At 68.1% G+C, this 16,278-nt stretch carries 15 protein-coding genes; 9 read left to right on the top strand and 6 right to left on the bottom strand.

The window, feature by feature from the left end; all coding sequences use genetic code 11:
- Positions 1 to 99: 99 nt before the first annotated feature.
- The 3 genes from trxB (at position 100) to rpmG (ending at position 1,661) form a co-directional block, all read left to right on the top strand.
- The gene (trxB, locus tag ABWV53_RS19875) at positions 100 to 1,059 is read left to right on the top strand and encodes a thioredoxin-disulfide reductase (protein WP_353367873.1); all 960 of its coding nucleotides are present in this window, start codon (positions 100 to 102) and stop codon (positions 1,057 to 1,059) included.
- A 183-nt stretch (positions 1,060 to 1,242) separates the two neighbouring features.
- Positions 1,243 to 1,476, top strand: a complete 234-nt coding sequence (rpmB, locus tag ABWV53_RS19870) for a 50S ribosomal protein L28 (protein WP_056667014.1) — start codon at positions 1,243 to 1,245, stop codon at positions 1,474 to 1,476.
- A gap of 14 nt (positions 1,477 to 1,490) precedes the next feature.
- Positions 1,491 to 1,661, top strand: coding sequence for a 50S ribosomal protein L33 (gene rpmG / locus ABWV53_RS19865; RefSeq protein ID WP_092941986.1), 171 nt, complete (start codon positions 1,491 to 1,493; stop codon positions 1,659 to 1,661).
- A gap of 47 nt (positions 1,662 to 1,708) precedes the next feature.
- On the opposite strand, the gene ABWV53_RS19860 is transcribed toward rpmG, so the two are convergent.
- Positions 1,709 to 3,283 (bottom strand): aminotransferase-like domain-containing protein, encoded by a 1,575-nt coding sequence (locus ABWV53_RS19860; protein WP_353367872.1) that lies wholly within the window; start codon positions 3,281 to 3,283, stop codon positions 1,709 to 1,711.
- 240 nt (positions 3,284 to 3,523) lie between these two features.
- On the opposite strand from ABWV53_RS19860, the gene ABWV53_RS19855 reads away from it, so the two are divergent.
- Positions 3,524 to 3,958 (top strand): hypothetical protein, encoded by a 435-nt coding sequence (locus tag ABWV53_RS19855; protein ID WP_353367871.1) that lies wholly within the window; start codon positions 3,524 to 3,526, stop codon positions 3,956 to 3,958.
- Between the two features lie 80 nt (positions 3,959 to 4,038).
- Here ABWV53_RS19855 and ABWV53_RS19850 read toward each other — a convergent pair whose 3' ends face one another.
- Positions 4,039 to 5,313 (bottom strand): RsmB/NOP family class I SAM-dependent RNA methyltransferase, encoded by a 1,275-nt coding sequence (locus ABWV53_RS19850; RefSeq protein ID WP_353367870.1) that lies wholly within the window; start codon positions 5,311 to 5,313, stop codon positions 4,039 to 4,041.
- 150 nt (positions 5,314 to 5,463) lie between these two features.
- Between ABWV53_RS19850 and ABWV53_RS19845 the strand changes: the two genes are divergently transcribed.
- Positions 5,464 to 5,715: a DUF1653 domain-containing protein gene (locus tag ABWV53_RS19845; RefSeq protein WP_353367869.1), complete on the top strand. Its 252-nt coding sequence runs from the start codon at positions 5,464 to 5,466 to the stop codon at positions 5,713 to 5,715.
- Between the two features lie 60 nt (positions 5,716 to 5,775).
- Here the strand turns inward: ABWV53_RS19845 and purN are convergent, their stop codons facing one another.
- Entirely contained in the window at positions 5,776 to 6,357 is a 582-nt protein-coding gene (purN, locus tag ABWV53_RS19840; RefSeq protein WP_353367868.1) for a phosphoribosylglycinamide formyltransferase, read from the bottom strand.
- A gap of 24 nt (positions 6,358 to 6,381) precedes the next feature.
- On the opposite strand from purN, the gene ABWV53_RS19835 reads away from it, so the two are divergent.
- The 3 genes from ABWV53_RS19835 to ABWV53_RS19825 all read left to right on the top strand — a co-directional run bounded on the left by ABWV53_RS19835 (position 6,382) and on the right by ABWV53_RS19825 (position 9,605).
- Complete coding sequence (locus tag ABWV53_RS19835; protein WP_353367867.1) at positions 6,382 to 7,080, top strand: YceH family protein; 699 nt, start codon at positions 6,382 to 6,384, stop codon at positions 7,078 to 7,080.
- A 65-nt stretch (positions 7,081 to 7,145) separates the two neighbouring features.
- Positions 7,146 to 8,351 carry an acyl-CoA dehydrogenase family protein gene (locus tag ABWV53_RS19830; RefSeq protein WP_353367866.1) on the top strand — a complete coding sequence of 402 codons (1,206 nt, stop codon included), beginning with the start codon at positions 7,146 to 7,148 and terminating at the stop codon, positions 8,349 to 8,351.
- 138 nt (positions 8,352 to 8,489) lie between these two features.
- On the top strand, positions 8,490 to 9,605 hold the full coding sequence (locus ABWV53_RS19825) for an acyl-CoA dehydrogenase family protein (protein ID WP_353367865.1): 1,116 nt from the start codon (positions 8,490 to 8,492) through the stop codon (positions 9,603 to 9,605).
- A gap of 136 nt (positions 9,606 to 9,741) precedes the next feature.
- On the opposite strand, the gene ABWV53_RS19820 is transcribed toward ABWV53_RS19825, so the two are convergent.
- The 3 genes from ABWV53_RS19820 to ABWV53_RS19810 all read right to left on the bottom strand — a co-directional run bounded on the left by ABWV53_RS19820 (position 9,742) and on the right by ABWV53_RS19810 (position 14,153).
- Positions 9,742 to 10,281 (bottom strand): DUF3617 domain-containing protein, encoded by a 540-nt coding sequence (locus ABWV53_RS19820; protein WP_353367864.1) that lies wholly within the window; start codon positions 10,279 to 10,281, stop codon positions 9,742 to 9,744.
- A 96-nt stretch (positions 10,282 to 10,377) separates the two neighbouring features.
- Positions 10,378 to 13,116: an IPTL-CTERM sorting domain-containing protein gene (locus ABWV53_RS19815; protein ID WP_353367863.1), complete on the bottom strand. Its 2,739-nt coding sequence runs from the start codon at positions 13,114 to 13,116 to the stop codon at positions 10,378 to 10,380.
- Between the two features lie 356 nt (positions 13,117 to 13,472).
- On the bottom strand, positions 13,473 to 14,153 hold the full coding sequence (locus ABWV53_RS19810) for a response regulator transcription factor (RefSeq protein WP_353367862.1): 681 nt from the start codon (positions 14,151 to 14,153) through the stop codon (positions 13,473 to 13,475).
- A 60-nt stretch (positions 14,154 to 14,213) separates the two neighbouring features.
- On the opposite strand from ABWV53_RS19810, the gene ABWV53_RS19805 reads away from it, so the two are divergent.
- The gene (locus tag ABWV53_RS19805) at positions 14,214 to 16,271 is read left to right on the top strand and encodes a sensor histidine kinase (RefSeq protein WP_353367861.1); all 2,058 of its coding nucleotides are present in this window, start codon (positions 14,214 to 14,216) and stop codon (positions 16,269 to 16,271) included.
- Positions 16,272 to 16,278 lie beyond the last annotated feature (7 nt).

Genomic DNA, 16,278 nt, shown 5'->3' with positions numbered 1-16,278 from the left:
GGTTGATACTCGGCAAGCGCCGCCCATCTGGGAACGAGTTCCAGGACCCTGCGCCGGGGCGACCCGCCTGCGCCTTCTTCATCACCGCTCCACACTCACATGCCCAACTCCCAACACGCCAAAGTCATGATCCTCGGCTCCGGCCCCGCCGGATACACCGCCGCCGTGTATGCCGCGCGCGCCAACCTGAACCCGGTGCTGATCACCGGCATCGCCCAGGGCGGCCAGCTGATGACCACGACCGAGGTGGACAACTGGCCCGCCGACGTGAACGGCGTGCAGGGCCCCGAGCTGATGCAGCGCTTCCTGGAGCACGCCGAGCGCTTCAAGACCCAGATCGTGTTCGACCACATCCACACCGTCGACTTCAGCAAGCGGCCCTTCACGCTCACGGGCGACAGCGGCACCTACACCTGCGACTCGCTCATCATCGCCACCGGCGCATCGGCCAAGTACCTGGGCCTGCCCTCGGAAGAAGCCTTCATGGGCAAGGGCGTGTCGGGCTGCGCCACCTGCGACGGCTTCTTCTACCGCGAGCAGGACGTGTGCGTGGTGGGCGGCGGCAACACCGCCGTCGAGGAAGCGCTGTACCTGTCGAACATCGCCCGCAAGGTGACGCTGGTGCACCGCCGCGACAAGTTCAAGGCCGAGCCCATCCTGGTGGACAAGCTCAACGAGAAGGTCGCCGCCGGCAAGATCGAGCTCAAGACCTTCCACACGCTCGACGAGGTGCTGGGCGACGCCACCGGCGTGACCGGCATCCGCGTGAAGAGCACGCTGGACGGCAGCACGCACGACATCGCGCTGCAGGGCTGCTTCATCGCCATCGGCCACGCGCCCAACACCGACATCTTCAACGGCCAGCTGGCGATGGACAACGGCTACATCGTCACGCAGGGCGGGCTCAAGGGCTTCGCCACGCAGACCAGCGTGCCGGGCGTGTTCGCGGCTGGCGACGTGCAGGACCACGTCTACCGCCAGGCCATCACCAGCGCCGGCACGGGCTGCATGGCGGCCCTCGATGCGCAGCGCTTTCTGGAGCAGGATGGCGTGATCTGAAGGCGCAGGCTATAATCTGCGGCTTTGCTGATTTCTGCGCACTTTTTCACGGGTGCATCGGGACGAAAGCAATCGGGTTACCGCCACCCTTTCTGGCGAGGTGAGGCCGCAAGAGCAGGCCCCGCGGCAGTCGCCGCAGGGCCCTTCGCGAAGCGGCCGTTAAAAAACTTTCGGAGTGTCCTTATGGCACGCGTATGTGAAGTCACGGGCAAAGGCCCCATGGTCGGGAACAACGTTTCCCACGCCAACAACAAGACCAAGCGCCGGTTCCTGCCGAACCTGCAATACCGCCGTTTCTGGGTCGAGAGCGAAAACCGCTGGGTGCGCCTGCGCATTTCCAACGCCGGTCTGCGCCTGATCGACAAGAACGGTATCGACGCCGTGCTCGCAGACCTGCGTGCACGCGGCCAGGCTTAAACAGGAGACCGACCATGGCAACCAAAGGCGGACGCGACAAGATCAAGCTGGAATCCACTGCGGGTACCGGCCACTTCTACACCACGACCAAGAACAAGAAGACGATGCCCGAGAAGATGCTGATCGTGAAATTCGATCCCAAGGCTCGCAAGCACGTCGAATACAAGGAAATGAAGCTGAAGTAATCCTTCGGCGCATTCCCCTCGAAGAACCGCCCCACCGGGCGGTTTTTTTATGCCCGCAAGATCCGGGCGGCGGGTACCGCGGGCGCTGGCTGGCGCTGCTGCGCCGCCATCAGTTCGCCCAGCACGCGGTAGCCCGCCTCGACCTGGGGGGTGAACGGCATGCCGCAGCTCATACGCAGGAAGTGCTCGTAGCGCCCGGTGTTGGAGAACATCGACCCCGGCGCCACGCGGATGCCGCGCGCCAGGGCGTCGTCATACAGGCGGCTGGTGGAAATGCCGGCCGGCAGCTCCATCCACAGGCTGATGCCGCCGGGCGGCAGGCTCAGGCGCGTGCCCGGCGGAAAGTACCGGGCGATGGCCTGGGCGCCCGCCTCGCGCTGCGCGCGCAGCTGCCCGCGCATGCGGCGCATGTGGCGCTCATAGGCGGGCGAATCCACGCTCCGGGCCGCCAGCAGCTGTGACCACGACTGCATGTTGCGCGTGCGGGCGAACTTCAGCATCTGCACGCGGGCATGCCAGCGGCCCGCGCTCATCCAGCCCTGCCGCAGGCCGGGCGCGAAGCTCTTGCTGAGCGAGGCGCAATAGATCACCTGGCCCGCGTCGCCCGGGCGGTCCCAGGCCTTGGCCGGCCGCAGGGGCACGGGCGATTCGACGAATTCGCGGTAGATGTCGTCCTCGATCAGGGCCAGCCCGTATTCGACGCAGAGGGCCACCAGCCGCTCCTTGTGCGCATCGGGCATGACGCTGCCCAGCGGCATCTGCAGGTGCGGCACCACCACCACGCCCTTCAGACGCGGCTCGTTGCGGGCCGCCAGCTCCAGCGCCTCCAGCGAGATGCCGGTGCGCGGGCTGCTCGGAATCTCCAGCGCCCGCAGGCCGCGCACCTCGATCGCCTGCAGGATGCCGAAGAAGGTGGGCGACTCGACCGCGATGACGTCGCCCGGCCCGGCGATGGCGTCGAGCGCCAGGTTGACGGCTTCCGAGTTGCCGTGCGTCGCGCCGATGTCGTCCGGCGACAGGCTGACGCCGAAGGTCAGCGCATGCCGCGCCATGGCCTGCTGGAACTCCGGGTGCGTGGTGGGCGCCGAGGGCCCGTAGACCAGCACGTCGGGCTGCTCGCGCAGCAGCTGCGTGGCCAGCCGGTTGAGCGCGGCGGCATCGAACAGGCTGGGCGCCGGCATGGCGCTGCCCAGATCGAGCACGCCCGGGCCGGCGAGCCTCGCCTTCTCCAGAAACAGCGAGATGCGCTCGTTGATGCCGGCGAACACCTGCGGGTCGGGCTGCAGCGGCTCGTGGAGGTCGGGCTCGCGCACGGTGGGCAGCGCATCGGCCCGCTGCGGGCTGCGCACGAAGTAGCCTACCCGCTCGCGCGCTTCCACGCGGCCGTCGGATTCGAGCTGCCGCAGCACCTGCAAGGCCGTGGTCAGGCTGACACCGTGGCGCTGGCACAGCTCGCGCACCGAAGGCAGGCGCATGCCTGGCGCCAGCGTGCCGGCGGCAATCGCCTGCTCGTACAAGGCCGCCAGCTGGCGGTAGCGCGGTGCGTTGCCGCCCGCCGGCCGGGGTGCCGCCGCGGCCCCGGCGGGGTCGGGCAAGGGGGGATGGACGGAGTGGAGGGTCATGGGAGCACGGCGCGGGCTTGGAGGCGGCGACAACGATCATGCCAAAGCCCGCCTGGGCCGGGCAGATACAGGCAGGCGGGCCAATCACCATAACAGCGCAGAAAAATCCACGGCTGTTATGGACCGGTGGATCGGCGCCTGTGCCTGCCGCGACCGGGCCGTGAAACCTAAGCTCAAGGCCATTCCTGAAAGCTGTCTCACCCCCCGTTTTCAGGCCACTCACCGCTCAAGGAGCCCTCCATGCCTTCCAGCCCCATGCCGAACACCACCGCCGCCCGCGCCGCCGGCGCCCTGGCGAACGCCGCTGCGCGCACCGACCTGCCCGCCCGCTCCAGCACCTGGGTGAGCCTGCCGCCGGGCGCCACGCTGCAGGTGGAAAGCGGCCGCATCCGGCTGGCCGGCGGGCCGGCGATGTGCGGACAGGTCTTGCTGGCGAGCGGCCTGCCCCACCTGCTGGAGGCCGGCCAGGCCTGGTGCGTGCCATCAGGCGGTGGCGCGGCCTGGGTGCAGTTGACGAACGCCGGCCCGGACAGGGCGTGCGTCGCGCTGGCCGACCCCCCTCCGGCGCCCGCCCGCTTTGCCGCATGGACCAGCGCCCTGGCAGGCCTGCCGGCACGCCTGGCGGGCTGGCGGCAGCGGGCGCGGGCGACGGCCACTGCCGGCGCCACATCGTAAGCACCGCAGGCATCGCAGGCCTGAGGTCGCCCTGCTGATTTGCGAGCGCTCCGGCCCGCCCCACCCGGGCCTCAGCGGTCTCAGCCCTTGCGCGTCCACACCGCGGCGAAGAAGCCGTCGGTCTGGTGGGTGTGGGGCCAGAGGCGCAGGTTCCGGGTGCCGGTGGCGCCGCCGCTGCACAGGCTGGCGGCGTGCTCCACCTTCAGCTGGGTCAGCAGCTCGCCCGCGTCGGCCGGCACGAAGTCGGGGTGCGCGGCGCCGAAGGCATCGGCGATGGCTTCGTTCTCCTGCGGCAGCACGCTGCAGGTGGCGTAGACCAGCCGGCCGCCGGCTTTCAGCAGCCGGGCAGCGCTGGCCAGGATGGCGGTCTGCTTGGCGGCCAGCTCCTGCAGCGCCTCGGGCGACTGCCGCCACTTCAGGTCGGGGTTGCGGCGCAGCGTGCCCAGGCCGGAGCACGGCGCATCGACCAGCACCCGGTCGATCTTGCCGGCCAGGCGCTTGACGCGGTCGTCGCGCTCATGCGCGATGGCGGCCGGGTGCACGTTGGACAGGCCGCTGCGTGCCAGCCGGGGTTTCAGCGCATCCAGCCGGTGGGCCGACACGTCGAAGGCATAGAGCCGGCCGGTGTTGCGCATGCTGGCGCCGATGGCCAGCGTCTTGCCGCCGGCGCCGGCGCAGAAATCGACCACCATCTCGCCGCGCTTGGCGTCCAGCAGCAGGGCGAGCAGCTGCGAGCCTTCGTCCTGCACCTCGATGGCGCCGCGCACGAAGGCGGGCAGCTTGGTGAGCGCCGGCTTGCCATCAACGCGCAGGCCCCAGGGCGAATAGGGCGTGGCGACGGCCTGGATGCCGGCCTGGGACAGCTCCTTCTGCACCTCGGCCCGCTTGTCCGACAGGGCGTTCACGCGCAAGTCGAGCGGCGCGCCCTGCTGCATGCTCTCGGCCAGCGGCCAGAAGCCGTCGCCCAGCTGCTCCTTGAGCGGCGCGACCAGCCATTCGGGCAGGTTGTGGCGGTGGCGGTCCATCAGGTCGCCGGGCTGCAGGGTGTCGCACTGCTCCAGCCAGTTCTTCTCCTGGTCGTTGAGCGCGCTTTTCAGAAAGTCGCGCGGGCCGTGGAAACCCAGGATGGCCAGGCGCCGCTCCTTGGGGCCGCTGCCGGAGCGGGCGAGTTGCTCGAACAGGAGCTTCTTGCGCAGCACGGCGTAGGTGGTCTCGGCGAGGGTCGCGCGCTCGCGCGGGCCCAGCGAGCGGTTGTCGCGGAAGAACCGGGAAACGACGGAATCCGCCGGGTGTTCGAAGGTCAAGGTCAGCCTGACGAGTTCGGCGCAGGCGTCCAGAAGGGCTTTAGGGTGCATGGGGCGATTGTCCCATCGCGGCCCGCGCTGCCGGGCCGGCGGCGGCACCCCGTGCCTGCCCGGGCGCGCCGTCCAGCATCAAAATGACCACCAGCGCTCATTCATCCAGCGCCGGCAGCTATAATTTTTATAGCAATACACGCACTCGCCATGAACACCATCCCGCAAGACGACGACCTCCCGCCGCTCCCCGACCTGCCCGCCGGCCGCTACCGCCACTACAAGGGCGGCCTCTACGACGTGCTGGGGCTGGCGCGCCACAGCGAAACGCTGGCGCCGATGGTGGTGTACCGCGCGCTCTACGGCGCGCACGGCCTCTGGGTGCGGCCGGCGGCCATGTTCCAGGAGACGGTGGTGATCGAGGGCGTCGCGCAGCCGCGCTTCGCGCCGGTACGGGACTGATCCTGCGCCGGAATTTCAGGCGAAATCCGGCTCCAGCGCCGACTGCGCAAGCGCCTGTAGCTATCGATTGATGAGCAAACCCAGCACGGCCGGCGGGTAGATCGCATGCTCCTGCGCCTGTACGCGGGCGGCCAGGCTGCCGGCCGTGTCGCCCGGCAGCACCGGCACCACACCCTGCGCCAGGACGGGGCCGGCATCCAGCTCGGCCGTCACCTGGTGCACCGTGCAGCCGGCCACCTTGCAGCCCGCGTCGATGGCGCGCTGGTGGGTATGCAGGCCGGTGAACGCCGGCAGCAGCGAGGGGTGGATGTTGACCAGCCGCCCGGCGTAGTGCGCCACGAAGCCCTCGGTCAGGATGCGCATGAAGCCGGCCAGCACCACCAGCGCCGGCTGGTGCACGTCGATGGCGGCGGCCAGCGCGGCGTCGAAGTCCTCCCGCGTGGCGTGCTGGCGGTGGTCCACCACCTGGGTGGCGATGCCCTGGGCGCGGGCCAGCGCCAGGCCGCCCGCGCTTTCCTTGTTGCTCAGCACGGCGGCCACCCGCACGCCGTGGCGGCCGGCCCAGTCCTGCTCGCGGGCCTGCTGCACGATGGCTGCCATGTTGGAGCCGGCGCCTGAGATCAAAATCACGATGTTCTTCATTTGCCCGCAATTATCCCGTCCGCCATGCCCTTCGATCCCCGCACCCAACCCCTGACTCCGATCCAGGCACGCGTGCTCGCCACGCTGATGGAGAAGTCGCGCACCGTGCCCGACAGCTACCCGCTCACGCTGAACGGCGTGGTGGCCGGCTGCAACCAGAAGTCCGGCCGCGACCCGGTGATGCAGCTGACCGATGCAGAGGCGCAGGAGGCGCTGGACGCCCTGCGCCAGCGCACGCTGTCGGTGGAGATCGGCGGCAACCGGGCGACCCGCTTCGAGCACAACTTCCCGCGGGGCGCGGGCGTGCCCGACCAGTCGGCGGTGCTGCTGTCGCTCTTGATGCTGCGCGGCCCGCAGACCGCCGGCGAGCTGCGCATCAACGCCGAGCGCTGGCACCGCTTCGCCGACATCTCGTCGGTGGAGGGCTTTCTGAACGAGCTGGCCGAGCGCAGCGACGAAAAGGGCGGCCCGCTGGTCGTGCTGCTGCCCCGCGCCCCGGGCGCCCGCGAGCCGCGCTGGGCGCACCTGCTGTGCGGGCCGGTGGACGTGGCCAGCCTGGCCGCGGCCCCGGCCGGCGGCGAAGGCGGCACGGGAGGACTGGCCGGCCGCGTGGCCGCGCTGGAGGCGGAAGTCGCCGAGCTGCGCGGCGTGGTGCGCCAGCTGTGCCAGGAGCTGGGCATCGCCGCGCCGCAGCCGCCCGTGTCGCCGCCCGGACAGGACTGAAAAGCACGACCGTGCTACAACAGTGAGATCGATACGACGGCTTTTCAGGACAGGAGACAGGCTGCATGGATCTCGCATTCACCCCCGAAGAACAGGCCTTCCGAGAGGAAGTGCGCAGCTGGGTCCGCGCCCATCTGCCGCAGGAGACCGCGCACAAGGTGCACAACGCGCTGCGCCTGTCGCGTGACGATCTGCAGGGCTGGGCCAGGATCCTCGGCAAGAAGGGCTGGCTGGGCTACGGCTGGCCCAAGGAATTCGGCGGCCCGGGCTGGACGGCCGTGCAAAAGCACCTCTTCGAGGAGGAATGCGCGCTGGCCGGGGCGCCGCGCATCATTCCGTTCGGGCCGGTGATGGTGGCGCCGGTCATCATGGCTTTCGGCAATGCCGAGCAGCAACAACGCTTTCTTCCCGGCATCGCCAGCGGCGAGGTGTGGTGGAGCCAGGGCTACAGCGAGCCGGGCTCGGGCTCGGACCTGGCCTCGGTCAAGACGCGCGCCGAACGGGTGGGCGACAAGTACATCGTCAACGGCCAGAAGACCTGGACCACGCTGGGCCAGCACGGCGACTGGATGTTCAACCTGGTGCGCACCAGCACCGAGGGCAAGCCGCAGACCGGCATCTCCTTCCTGCTGCTGGACATGAAGTCGCCCGGCGTCACCGTGCGGCCGATCAAGCTGCTCGATGGCGAATGCGAGGTCAACGAGGTGTTCTTCGACAACGTCGAGGTGCCCGCCGAGAACCTGATCGGCGAGGAGAACAAAGGCTGGACCTATGCCAAGCATCTGCTCTCCCACGAGCGCACCAACATCGCCGACGTGAACCGCAGCAAGCGCGAGCTGGAGCGCCTGAAGCGCATCGCCAAGGCGGAAGGCGTATGGGACGACCCGCGGTACCGCGACCAGATCGCGCTGCTGGAGGTGGACATCGTCGCGCTCGAGATGCTGGTGCTGCGCGTGCTCTCCAACGAGAAGTCGGGCAAGAACTCGCTGGACATCGCCGGGCTGCTGAAGATCCGGGGCAGCGAGGTCCAGCAGCGCTATGCCGAGCTGATGATGCTGGCCGCCGGCCCGTTCAGCCTGCCCTTCATCGAAGAGGCGATGGAGGCGGGTTGGCAGGGCGACGCTGCCGCTGGGGCGCTGGGTGGATTCCCGGGCGGGGATGTGGCGAACGCGCCGCTCGCATCGACCTACTTCAACCTGCGCAAGACCACGATCTACGGCGGCTCCAACGAGGTGCAACGAAATATCGTCGCGCAGACCGTTCTGGGCTGACGCCCGGAACGGTCCGCGCGGGGCGCGACAGGACTGCTCCCCCTTGCCTCCTCCGCGAGGGGGTTCCCGCTAGAGCTTCGCTGATCTTTGTCGGGGTTGCACAAGCGCCCTGCCCTGATCGGCTTTTGGAGACATGACATGGATTTTGATTTTTCTGAAGACCAGCAATCGTTGCGCGATGCGGTGCGCCGCTGGGTCGAGAAGGGCTACGGCTTCGAGCGCCGCCAGCGCATCGTGGCGGCGGGCGGGTTCGACCGTGCGACCTATGGCGAGCTGGCCGAGCTGGGCCTGACCGCGCTGACGGTGCCCGAGGCCCACGGCGGGCTGGGCCAGGGCGCGGTGGACGCCATGGTGGCGATGGAGGAGCTGGGGCGCGGCATCGTGCTGGAGCCGCTGGCGCAGGCCTTCATCGTGAGCCGCGTGCTGGGCGACCATGCATCCCAGGCCGTGCAGGCCGACTGGCTGCCGCGCATCGCGAGTGGCGAGACGCTGGTGGTGCTGGCCCACCAGGAGCGCAAGGCGCGCTACCGCCTCGACATTTGCGAGGCAAAAGCGGCTCCAGCGCCCGATTCATATACGCTGACAGCTATCAAAAGCATAGTGCCCGCCGGCGACCAGGCCGACGCCTTCCTGGTGCCCGCGCAGCTGGACGGCCGCATCGCGCTGTTCCTGGTCGAACGCTCGGCCCCTGGCGTTGCCACCCGCGGCTACCGCACGCAGGACGAAGGGCGCGCCGCCGAGGTGCAGTTCGACAGCGCCCCCGCCACCCTGGTCACCACGGACGGCCTGGCCGCGCTGGAGCTGGCGGTGGACGTCGGCATCGCCACCGCCTGCGCCGAAGCGGTGGGCGTGATGGACCAGACCCTCGCGCTGACGGTGGACTACATGAACCAACGCAAGCAGTTCGGCGTGCCCATCGCCAGCTTCCAGGCCCTGCGCCACCGGGTGGCCGACGCGAAGATGCAGCTGGAGCTGGCCCGCTCGATGAGCTACTACGCCACGCTCAAGCTGGGCGAGGCGCCGCAGGAACGCCGCCGCGCGCTGGCCCGCGCCAAGGTGCAGCTGGGGCAGTCGATGCGCTTCGTGGGCCAGCAGTCGGTGCAGCTGCACGGCGGCATCGGCGTGACCGACGAATACATCGGCAGCCACTACTTCAAGAAGCTCACCCAGCTGGAAATGACCTGGGGCGACACGCTGCACCACCTGGGCGTGGTGTCGGACTCCATGCGGGACACGGCGGGCGTGTTCGACTGAACGCCTGCCGCCCTGGCACCCCACGCGTGCGGGGCGCCAGCGCGCCATCAGGCGCGGCAGGCAAAAAAAAACCCACAGGAAGAACCTGTGGGAATTCGCTGGTCGGGCCGGCAGGAGCCGCCGGTTTGCTCACTGCTCAGTGCTTGTGCCCTTCGTGGCTTTCACGCTGCTTCATGCTTTCGACGATGTTCACCGTGACGCCATTGGGCAGCACCATGTCGGCCGGCTTCATGCCGGCCTTGCAATCCCCCAGCCGCCGGCCGCTGAACTGGGTGACCCCGCGGGCCTGGTTGCCAACAGGCTTGGAATAGGCCACTTCGAAGTCCCCCTGATAGGACTGCTGGAAGTCGCCCTGCAGTCGAATCCGCGCAGTGACGCGGTTGTCATGCACGAAACACACGGTCTGGACGGTGAACTGGCCGTCGACCTTCTTGACCGAGGTCTCGTGGCAATGGTCCTGCCCGGGCACCACGGCGAGCATGGTGACCGCATCCACGTCCTTCGTCGTGCACTGCAACACCTTCTGCTGGCGCATGACGGACTGGCCCGCCCCGATGATCGACACCTCCCACAGACCGGGCTTGCGAACGGGCAGGTCATCGGCGCGGGCCGGCGACACCCATACAAAGCCAGCCGAGAGTGAGACAGCGGCAACGCACAAGAGGATTTTCTTCATGGAGCAGGGGCAATGGGGGTGCCAGAGCCCCGTGGGGCGTCTGGCGAGGTTCGCGTAGCGCTGTGAGCGATGGATCGGATCAGTGTTCAGGCCACTTCAACCGCCGAACCTGCGGCGATGCAGCCAGACCATGAAAGCCAGCAGCCCTGACAGGAGGATCATGCCCCACTCGGACAGCGTGGGAACGGGCGCAGGGCCTGCAACCGCCTCGAACCGGAACACCGCCGTACAGTCGGCCGCCATGGCGGGCACGGTGTACGTGGTGAAGGCCGCGTCGAAGCTGCCGCCCGTGCACGTGCTGGAGGCATCCAGCAAGGCACGCAAGCCGGCACCGGGAGTCAGCGTGAACACGGCGCTGGAGCCGGGCATCACGGACTGCGAGGCCGGCGACACGGTGCCAGTGCCCGACAGGACCGATGCGGTCGCGACGGGGTTGGGCACGAACGCGAACGCTGCAGAGCAGGCACCCGCCACGGCCGGGATGGTGTAGACCGTGGTGTCGGCATTGAAGCTGCCGCCCGTGCACGTGCTGCCGGCCGCCAGGGTGGCGCGCTGCCCGGCCCCGGGGGTGAGCGTGATCACCGCCGTGCCACCCACGGCTACCGATTGGGAAGCGGGGCTGGCCGCGCCGTTGCCCGAGGCCACCGACGCCGTCACTGCCACCGGGGGCACGAACGCGAAGTTGACCGTGCAGTCGCCCGTCACCGGAGCAATGGTGTAGGTGGTGCCGGACCAGGTGCCTGCAGCGCAGGTGCCCGTGGTCGCGCCTCGGGTGTAGCCGGTGTTCGGCGTCACCACGTAGGCGGCGGAGCCACCGGTCACCACGGTCTTGGGCGCATTGGGCGTCAGGGAGCCGCCGGTGCCCACCGTGGGCGTGACCGTGGACACGCCGGTATTCACGAAGCTGAAGTTGATCGTGCAAGTTTGCGCGATGGCGTTGGTGGTGTAGGTGCTCCCGACCAGGGCGCCGCCGGTTTGCGTGCCGCCCGCTGCGCAGTTGTCGGTGACGACGGGCGCATACCCTGCGTTGGGCGTCACGGTGAACGACGTCGTGCCACCAGGCGCCACGGGCTGCGTGACGGCGGGGGTGACCGCGCCGTTCGCACCCACCGTGGGTGTCACGTCCAGGGGCACCGTGAAGTTGGCCGTCACGGTCTTCGCGGCATCCATGGACACCGTGCAGCTGGGGGCGGTGCCGGAGCAACCGCCACCGCTCCAGCCGGAGAAGATCGACCCTGAAGGCGCAGTGGCATACAGGATGACCTGAGAGCCGCCGGGCGCATTGGTGGTGCAGGTGGCGCCGCAGCTGATGCCCGAAGGCACCGAGGTCACGACTCCCGTGCCGACCTTGCTCACCGTCAGCGCGAACAGGCCCGAGCCGACGGGATCAGCGTCGGTGGCGGTGTCGTTGGAGTTCTCGCGATCCCTCACGCCCGCTGGCGCGGTCACGGTGGCCGTGTGCAGGATGGTGCTGGCACCGCTGCCTGCCGGATCGGCCTGCGCGGAGATGGCGTAGGTGAGCACGCCGCCCACCGGGACAGGGCCTGGCAGGATCTGGCTGACCGCTCCGGAGCCCGAAGCCACCGGGCAGACCGCACCGCCGCTGGCAGTGCAGGTCCAGGTGACGTTGGTCAGCGAGGAGGGAACCGTCTCCTGGATGGTCGTGCCGGCCGGGACCGCCGTTGGTCCCGAATTGGTGACGGACATCGTGTAGTTCAGGGCCTGGCCCCAGATCACGGAATTTTGTCCGTCCGTCAGCGTCACGGCCAGGTCGACCAGCGGATCGGTCGTGATCTGGCTTTGCACCAGCGGTCCCAGCAGTGGAGAAATGGCGTCTCCCACGATGGAGTAGTTGCCATGGTTGATCGGGCCGGTGGTGGTGCCGGGCGTGATGAAGGTCAACGGAAGGGTTCCGCTGCTCCCCGGGTTCAGCGTTCCGACGGGGCAGGACACGGTGTCGATCTGGTTGCCGGCAGCGCCCGACGTGCTGACGGTGCAGGAGCCCGGCACGGACGACGGGTCGACACGCAGGTTCTTCGGCGTGCCGGCCGTGTTGTCCTGCGGCGACACGATGGTCACCACGGTGCTGGTGAGCGGAACATCGCCCTGGTTGGAGTACAGATAGCTGTACGTCACGTTGCTGGCGGCAGCCGCGTATTCAGGCGCGTCGGCCTTGATGCCCGGGCCTGGAAGGTTGGTGAGCCCGGCTCCGGAATCGACGTAGATGTGACCGGAGTGGCCGCCCGCGCTGCAGCCGGCTGCGATCACGGTGACCTTGACCTGATCGCCCACGTCCAGCACACCGGCGCCTGGCGCGATGTCGATGGTCTGCCAGTTGGTGTACTGGAAGCCGCCCACGGTCTGCCAGGGTACGCCGGACTGCCCGGAGAAATTGAACGTATAGAACAGCTGCTTGTTCTTCGTGACGTTGTACACCTCGACGAAGAAATAGGGCTGCTCCTCTGGCGAATGGCCCGGGTTTTGCAGCACGGGCGCGATGGCAAAGCGCACGTGCGCCTTGCCGTCGGCCGGGTCCACATCGCCCAGGGTCATCGTGGCGGTCTGGTCGATGGACGCAGCACGGTTGGAGGCACCCAGGTAGTTGATGCGAGCGCTCTTGGCGCCATACAGCGGAAAGCGCACCTGGTTGTTTACGTTGGTGTCCGCGCCATTGCCCACGGCATCGGTAGGCGCAGGGGTGGACGAGGTGTTGGTCGTGAGACCCAGATCGCTTTCGGTGTCAGGCGGAAAGTTGGCCGAAGGTATGCCCGAGCCGGGTACCAGCAGGTGACGGATGTTCCAGTTGGCCAGGTCGTTCTCGAACCCACCGTTCAAGAAGCCGGCGCGTGCAGACCCTGCGGCAAGCAGCAGGACGAGCAAGGTCAGCCATAACAACCCCGTGCGGCGCAGCAGCCTGTCAGGCCTTCCGCGCAGCGCTGCAAAAAAGTTTTCGGTGATCAATTTCCCATCTCCTCTGTGAAGCACTTTCTGTCGTCAAAACTTGCGGGCCGGGCACCACTGCATCTGCCTGCAGCCTTGCGCCAAGCCCAACCCATCAATGCAGGTGATTTCCGCGGCCCGTGGCTCGGCATCCCTTCGAACCACATGCGCAGGAACGACGACCCGGCTCAGGAGGCCGGCACCGGCCTCGGCCAAACAAAGGCCGATGCGCCCCGAGCCTTGTCGGTCACTCAGCCCACGAATACCAGTCCCCGCCCGAACACCGATCGAACCGGCAAAGCCAGTCGGGTGGCCTCCAACGTCTTGCGGCGCAGACGAGTCAGCTGCGACTCGACCCGGTGGAACCCGTCTTCGGCGGCGTCGGCGCCCACCGCCTCGGTCAAGTCCTGCTTGGTCACCAGGGCACCCTGCTGCGCCATCAGGCAGCCCAACAGTTCCAGTTCCCGGCTGGTCAACTCCACGGCCTCCTGATTGGGCGCGATCAAGCGCGCACGGGAGCGGTCAAGCCGCCAAGCCGGCGCAAGCGCTGGCCTGGCCAGTTGCGACACCCCGCGGCGCAGTTGCGACCGGATCCCTGCCACCAGCTCTTCCATGTCCACAGGCTTCACGAAGTACTGGAGCGCACCCGAGTTCAGGCCGAGGATGCGGCTCTCCACTTCGGCCCTTGCCGTCATGAGTACGGCGGCTATCCCCATTTCGGAGAGTCGGCGCACAAGGCTCAGACCGTCTTCGCCCGGCAACCCTATGTCGACGACAACCAGATCCGCACGTTTGCGCAACAGCTGAACGTAGAAGTCCTCTGTCGACTCCGCCGACCAGGCGCGGAACCCTGTCTTTTCCAAATATCGACACACGTTGTTGCGGATGTCTTCGTCGTCTTCCACGACGGCTATCTCGAATTCCGGCAACATTCCAGAGATCAAACGTAAACAATTGATTCCGTATTGTCGATTGAGCCACGTTGCTGCTCCATGCACGAACACTCACAAAAACTCACATTCCGCTGGTTCCGGGCCGCCTCGCTCCGCCGGGTGTGCTGCTGGCTGCTTGTCGCCTTCGCGGTGCTGGAGACACTGGGTTGCGCGGCAGGGACGCGTGATGACGACAGCCGCCCGCCCTCGGGCATGCAAGGTCGCCTGTCGGTCGAGCGCATCAACGACCCCACCCATGCGCTCACGCCAGCGGACATAGCGGCGGCGGGCGAGGGCCGGATCGTCCCCAACATGCAGTTGCCGTTGAGCGCGGGCTATGTCAGCCAAACGGTATGGCTGCGCTTCCACAGCCCGGGCGCGGACGGTGGGCCAACATCCACGCTTTGGCTTCTGGCAGGTCCGAGCTATGTGGACTCGATCACGCTTTACCAACCGGACGAAAGCGCGCCGGGCTCGTGGAAGGCGCAGGCCTCCGGCGATCTGGTGCCCGGGCGCGAGAAGGCGGGAGTGCGGCAGCCGCTCTTCGAGTTGCAGCCCCACCAGCTGACACTCGTGCGCATCCGCACCACCAGCGCCATGCAGTTCGACGCCCGGGTGTTGACGGACTCTCAGCTGCGGCAGACGCTCGTCGAGGACGAGCGGCACCAGGGATTGTTCTTCGGGGTGCTGTTCGCCTTGCTGGCCGCTGTGGTGGGGGCCGCCGCGATCTTCCGCACACCGCAGCTCTACGGGCTGGCTGGACTGTGCACAGTGGGCTGCATCCACATCTTCAACCTGCACGGATACCTTAGCCTGTGGGTGCCAGCCACGATGACGGAATGGGCCAGCCACGCGGTCGGCATGGGGGCGTTTGCCCTCACCTCTGCCCTCGCGTGGCAGATCAGGCTGCAGCTGACCTCTGCGCAACAGCATCGGTCCATGCGCAAGGCCCTGTCCGTGGTCGCGTGCTTGGCGTGTGCCGGCGCCATCAGTCCTGTCGTCGGACTCTACGGTTCCGTCGCATGGATGAACCTGGTGCTGATGGGTGCGTGCGACGCGATGGCGATCACGCTGTGCGTGGCCACCCTGCACCGCCATCGGCGCAGCACAGTTCACGCGGTGCTGCTGGCGGCCTACATGGTGCATGCGGCGTCGGGCATTCTTCCCACCTTCTCGCTGCTGGGTTGGTTTCGCATGGAAGTGAACGCCACGCTGGTCTGGCAAACCGAGTCCCTGCTCTTCATGCTGTTGACGGCCTGCGCCGTCTTCGTCGAGATGGTGTTGCGGTATCGGAAGGCCACCGAGGCCCAGACGGCCGCGCTGCGGCACCTCGCGCAGTCGGAGCAGATCCTCGAGCAGCGCGTGGAACGCCGCACCACGGACGCGTTGCGGGCCCAGGCGGCCCTGGCCCAGGCCCTGGAAAGCGAACGCGCCTTGCGCCAGGAACAGCGCCAGTTCTTCCAGATGATCAGCCATGAGTTCCGGACGCCGCTGGCGGTGATCGACAGTGCCGCCTCGGAGCAGCTGAGCTTTCCCACGCATGCGCTCGAAGGCCAGATGGAGCGGGCGTCCCAGATCCGGCGGGCCTGCCGGCGGCTGACCTCGCTGGTCGACAGCTGCCTCATCACGGACCGCATGGACGCTTCGGGCTTTCACATCTTTCCAACCATGGTTGCGGTCAACGAGCTTCTGGAACACGCGGCGCAACTGGTGCGCTGGTCGCCGCGGCACCAACTGCGCCTGGTCACTCACGAAGCGCCCGATCAATGGATGTGCGATGCCACGCTGGTTCGCATCGCCTTGTCCAACCTGGTGGACAACGCGGTCAAGCATGCCAGGGGCGGGGAAATCGTGGTCACGGCGGCGGTGAACACCACCGGTCAGCTGGAGTTCTCAGTGTCTGACGAGGGGCATGGCATTTCGCCGGAATCGATCCAGCGGATGTTCGAGCAGTTCGAGCGCGGCGACCGGACGGACCGTACGCAGGGATTCGGTCTCGGGCTCTGGGTGGCGCGCAGGGTGGCCCGGTTGCACGGAGGCGATATCGATGTCGCCTCCCAGATCGGCCGGGGGACATGCTTCACCTTGACCATCGCCCGCCAGCGCGCGGCCAGTTGAGGCCCGC

The sequence above is a fragment of the Acidovorax sp. FG27 genome, from assembly GCF_040365715.1.
Lineage (GTDB): Bacteria > Pseudomonadota > Gammaproteobacteria > Burkholderiales > Burkholderiaceae_C > Paracidovorax.
Note: the sequence above shows the minus strand (reverse complement) of the source record. Positions and strands in the feature narration are given on the sequence as shown.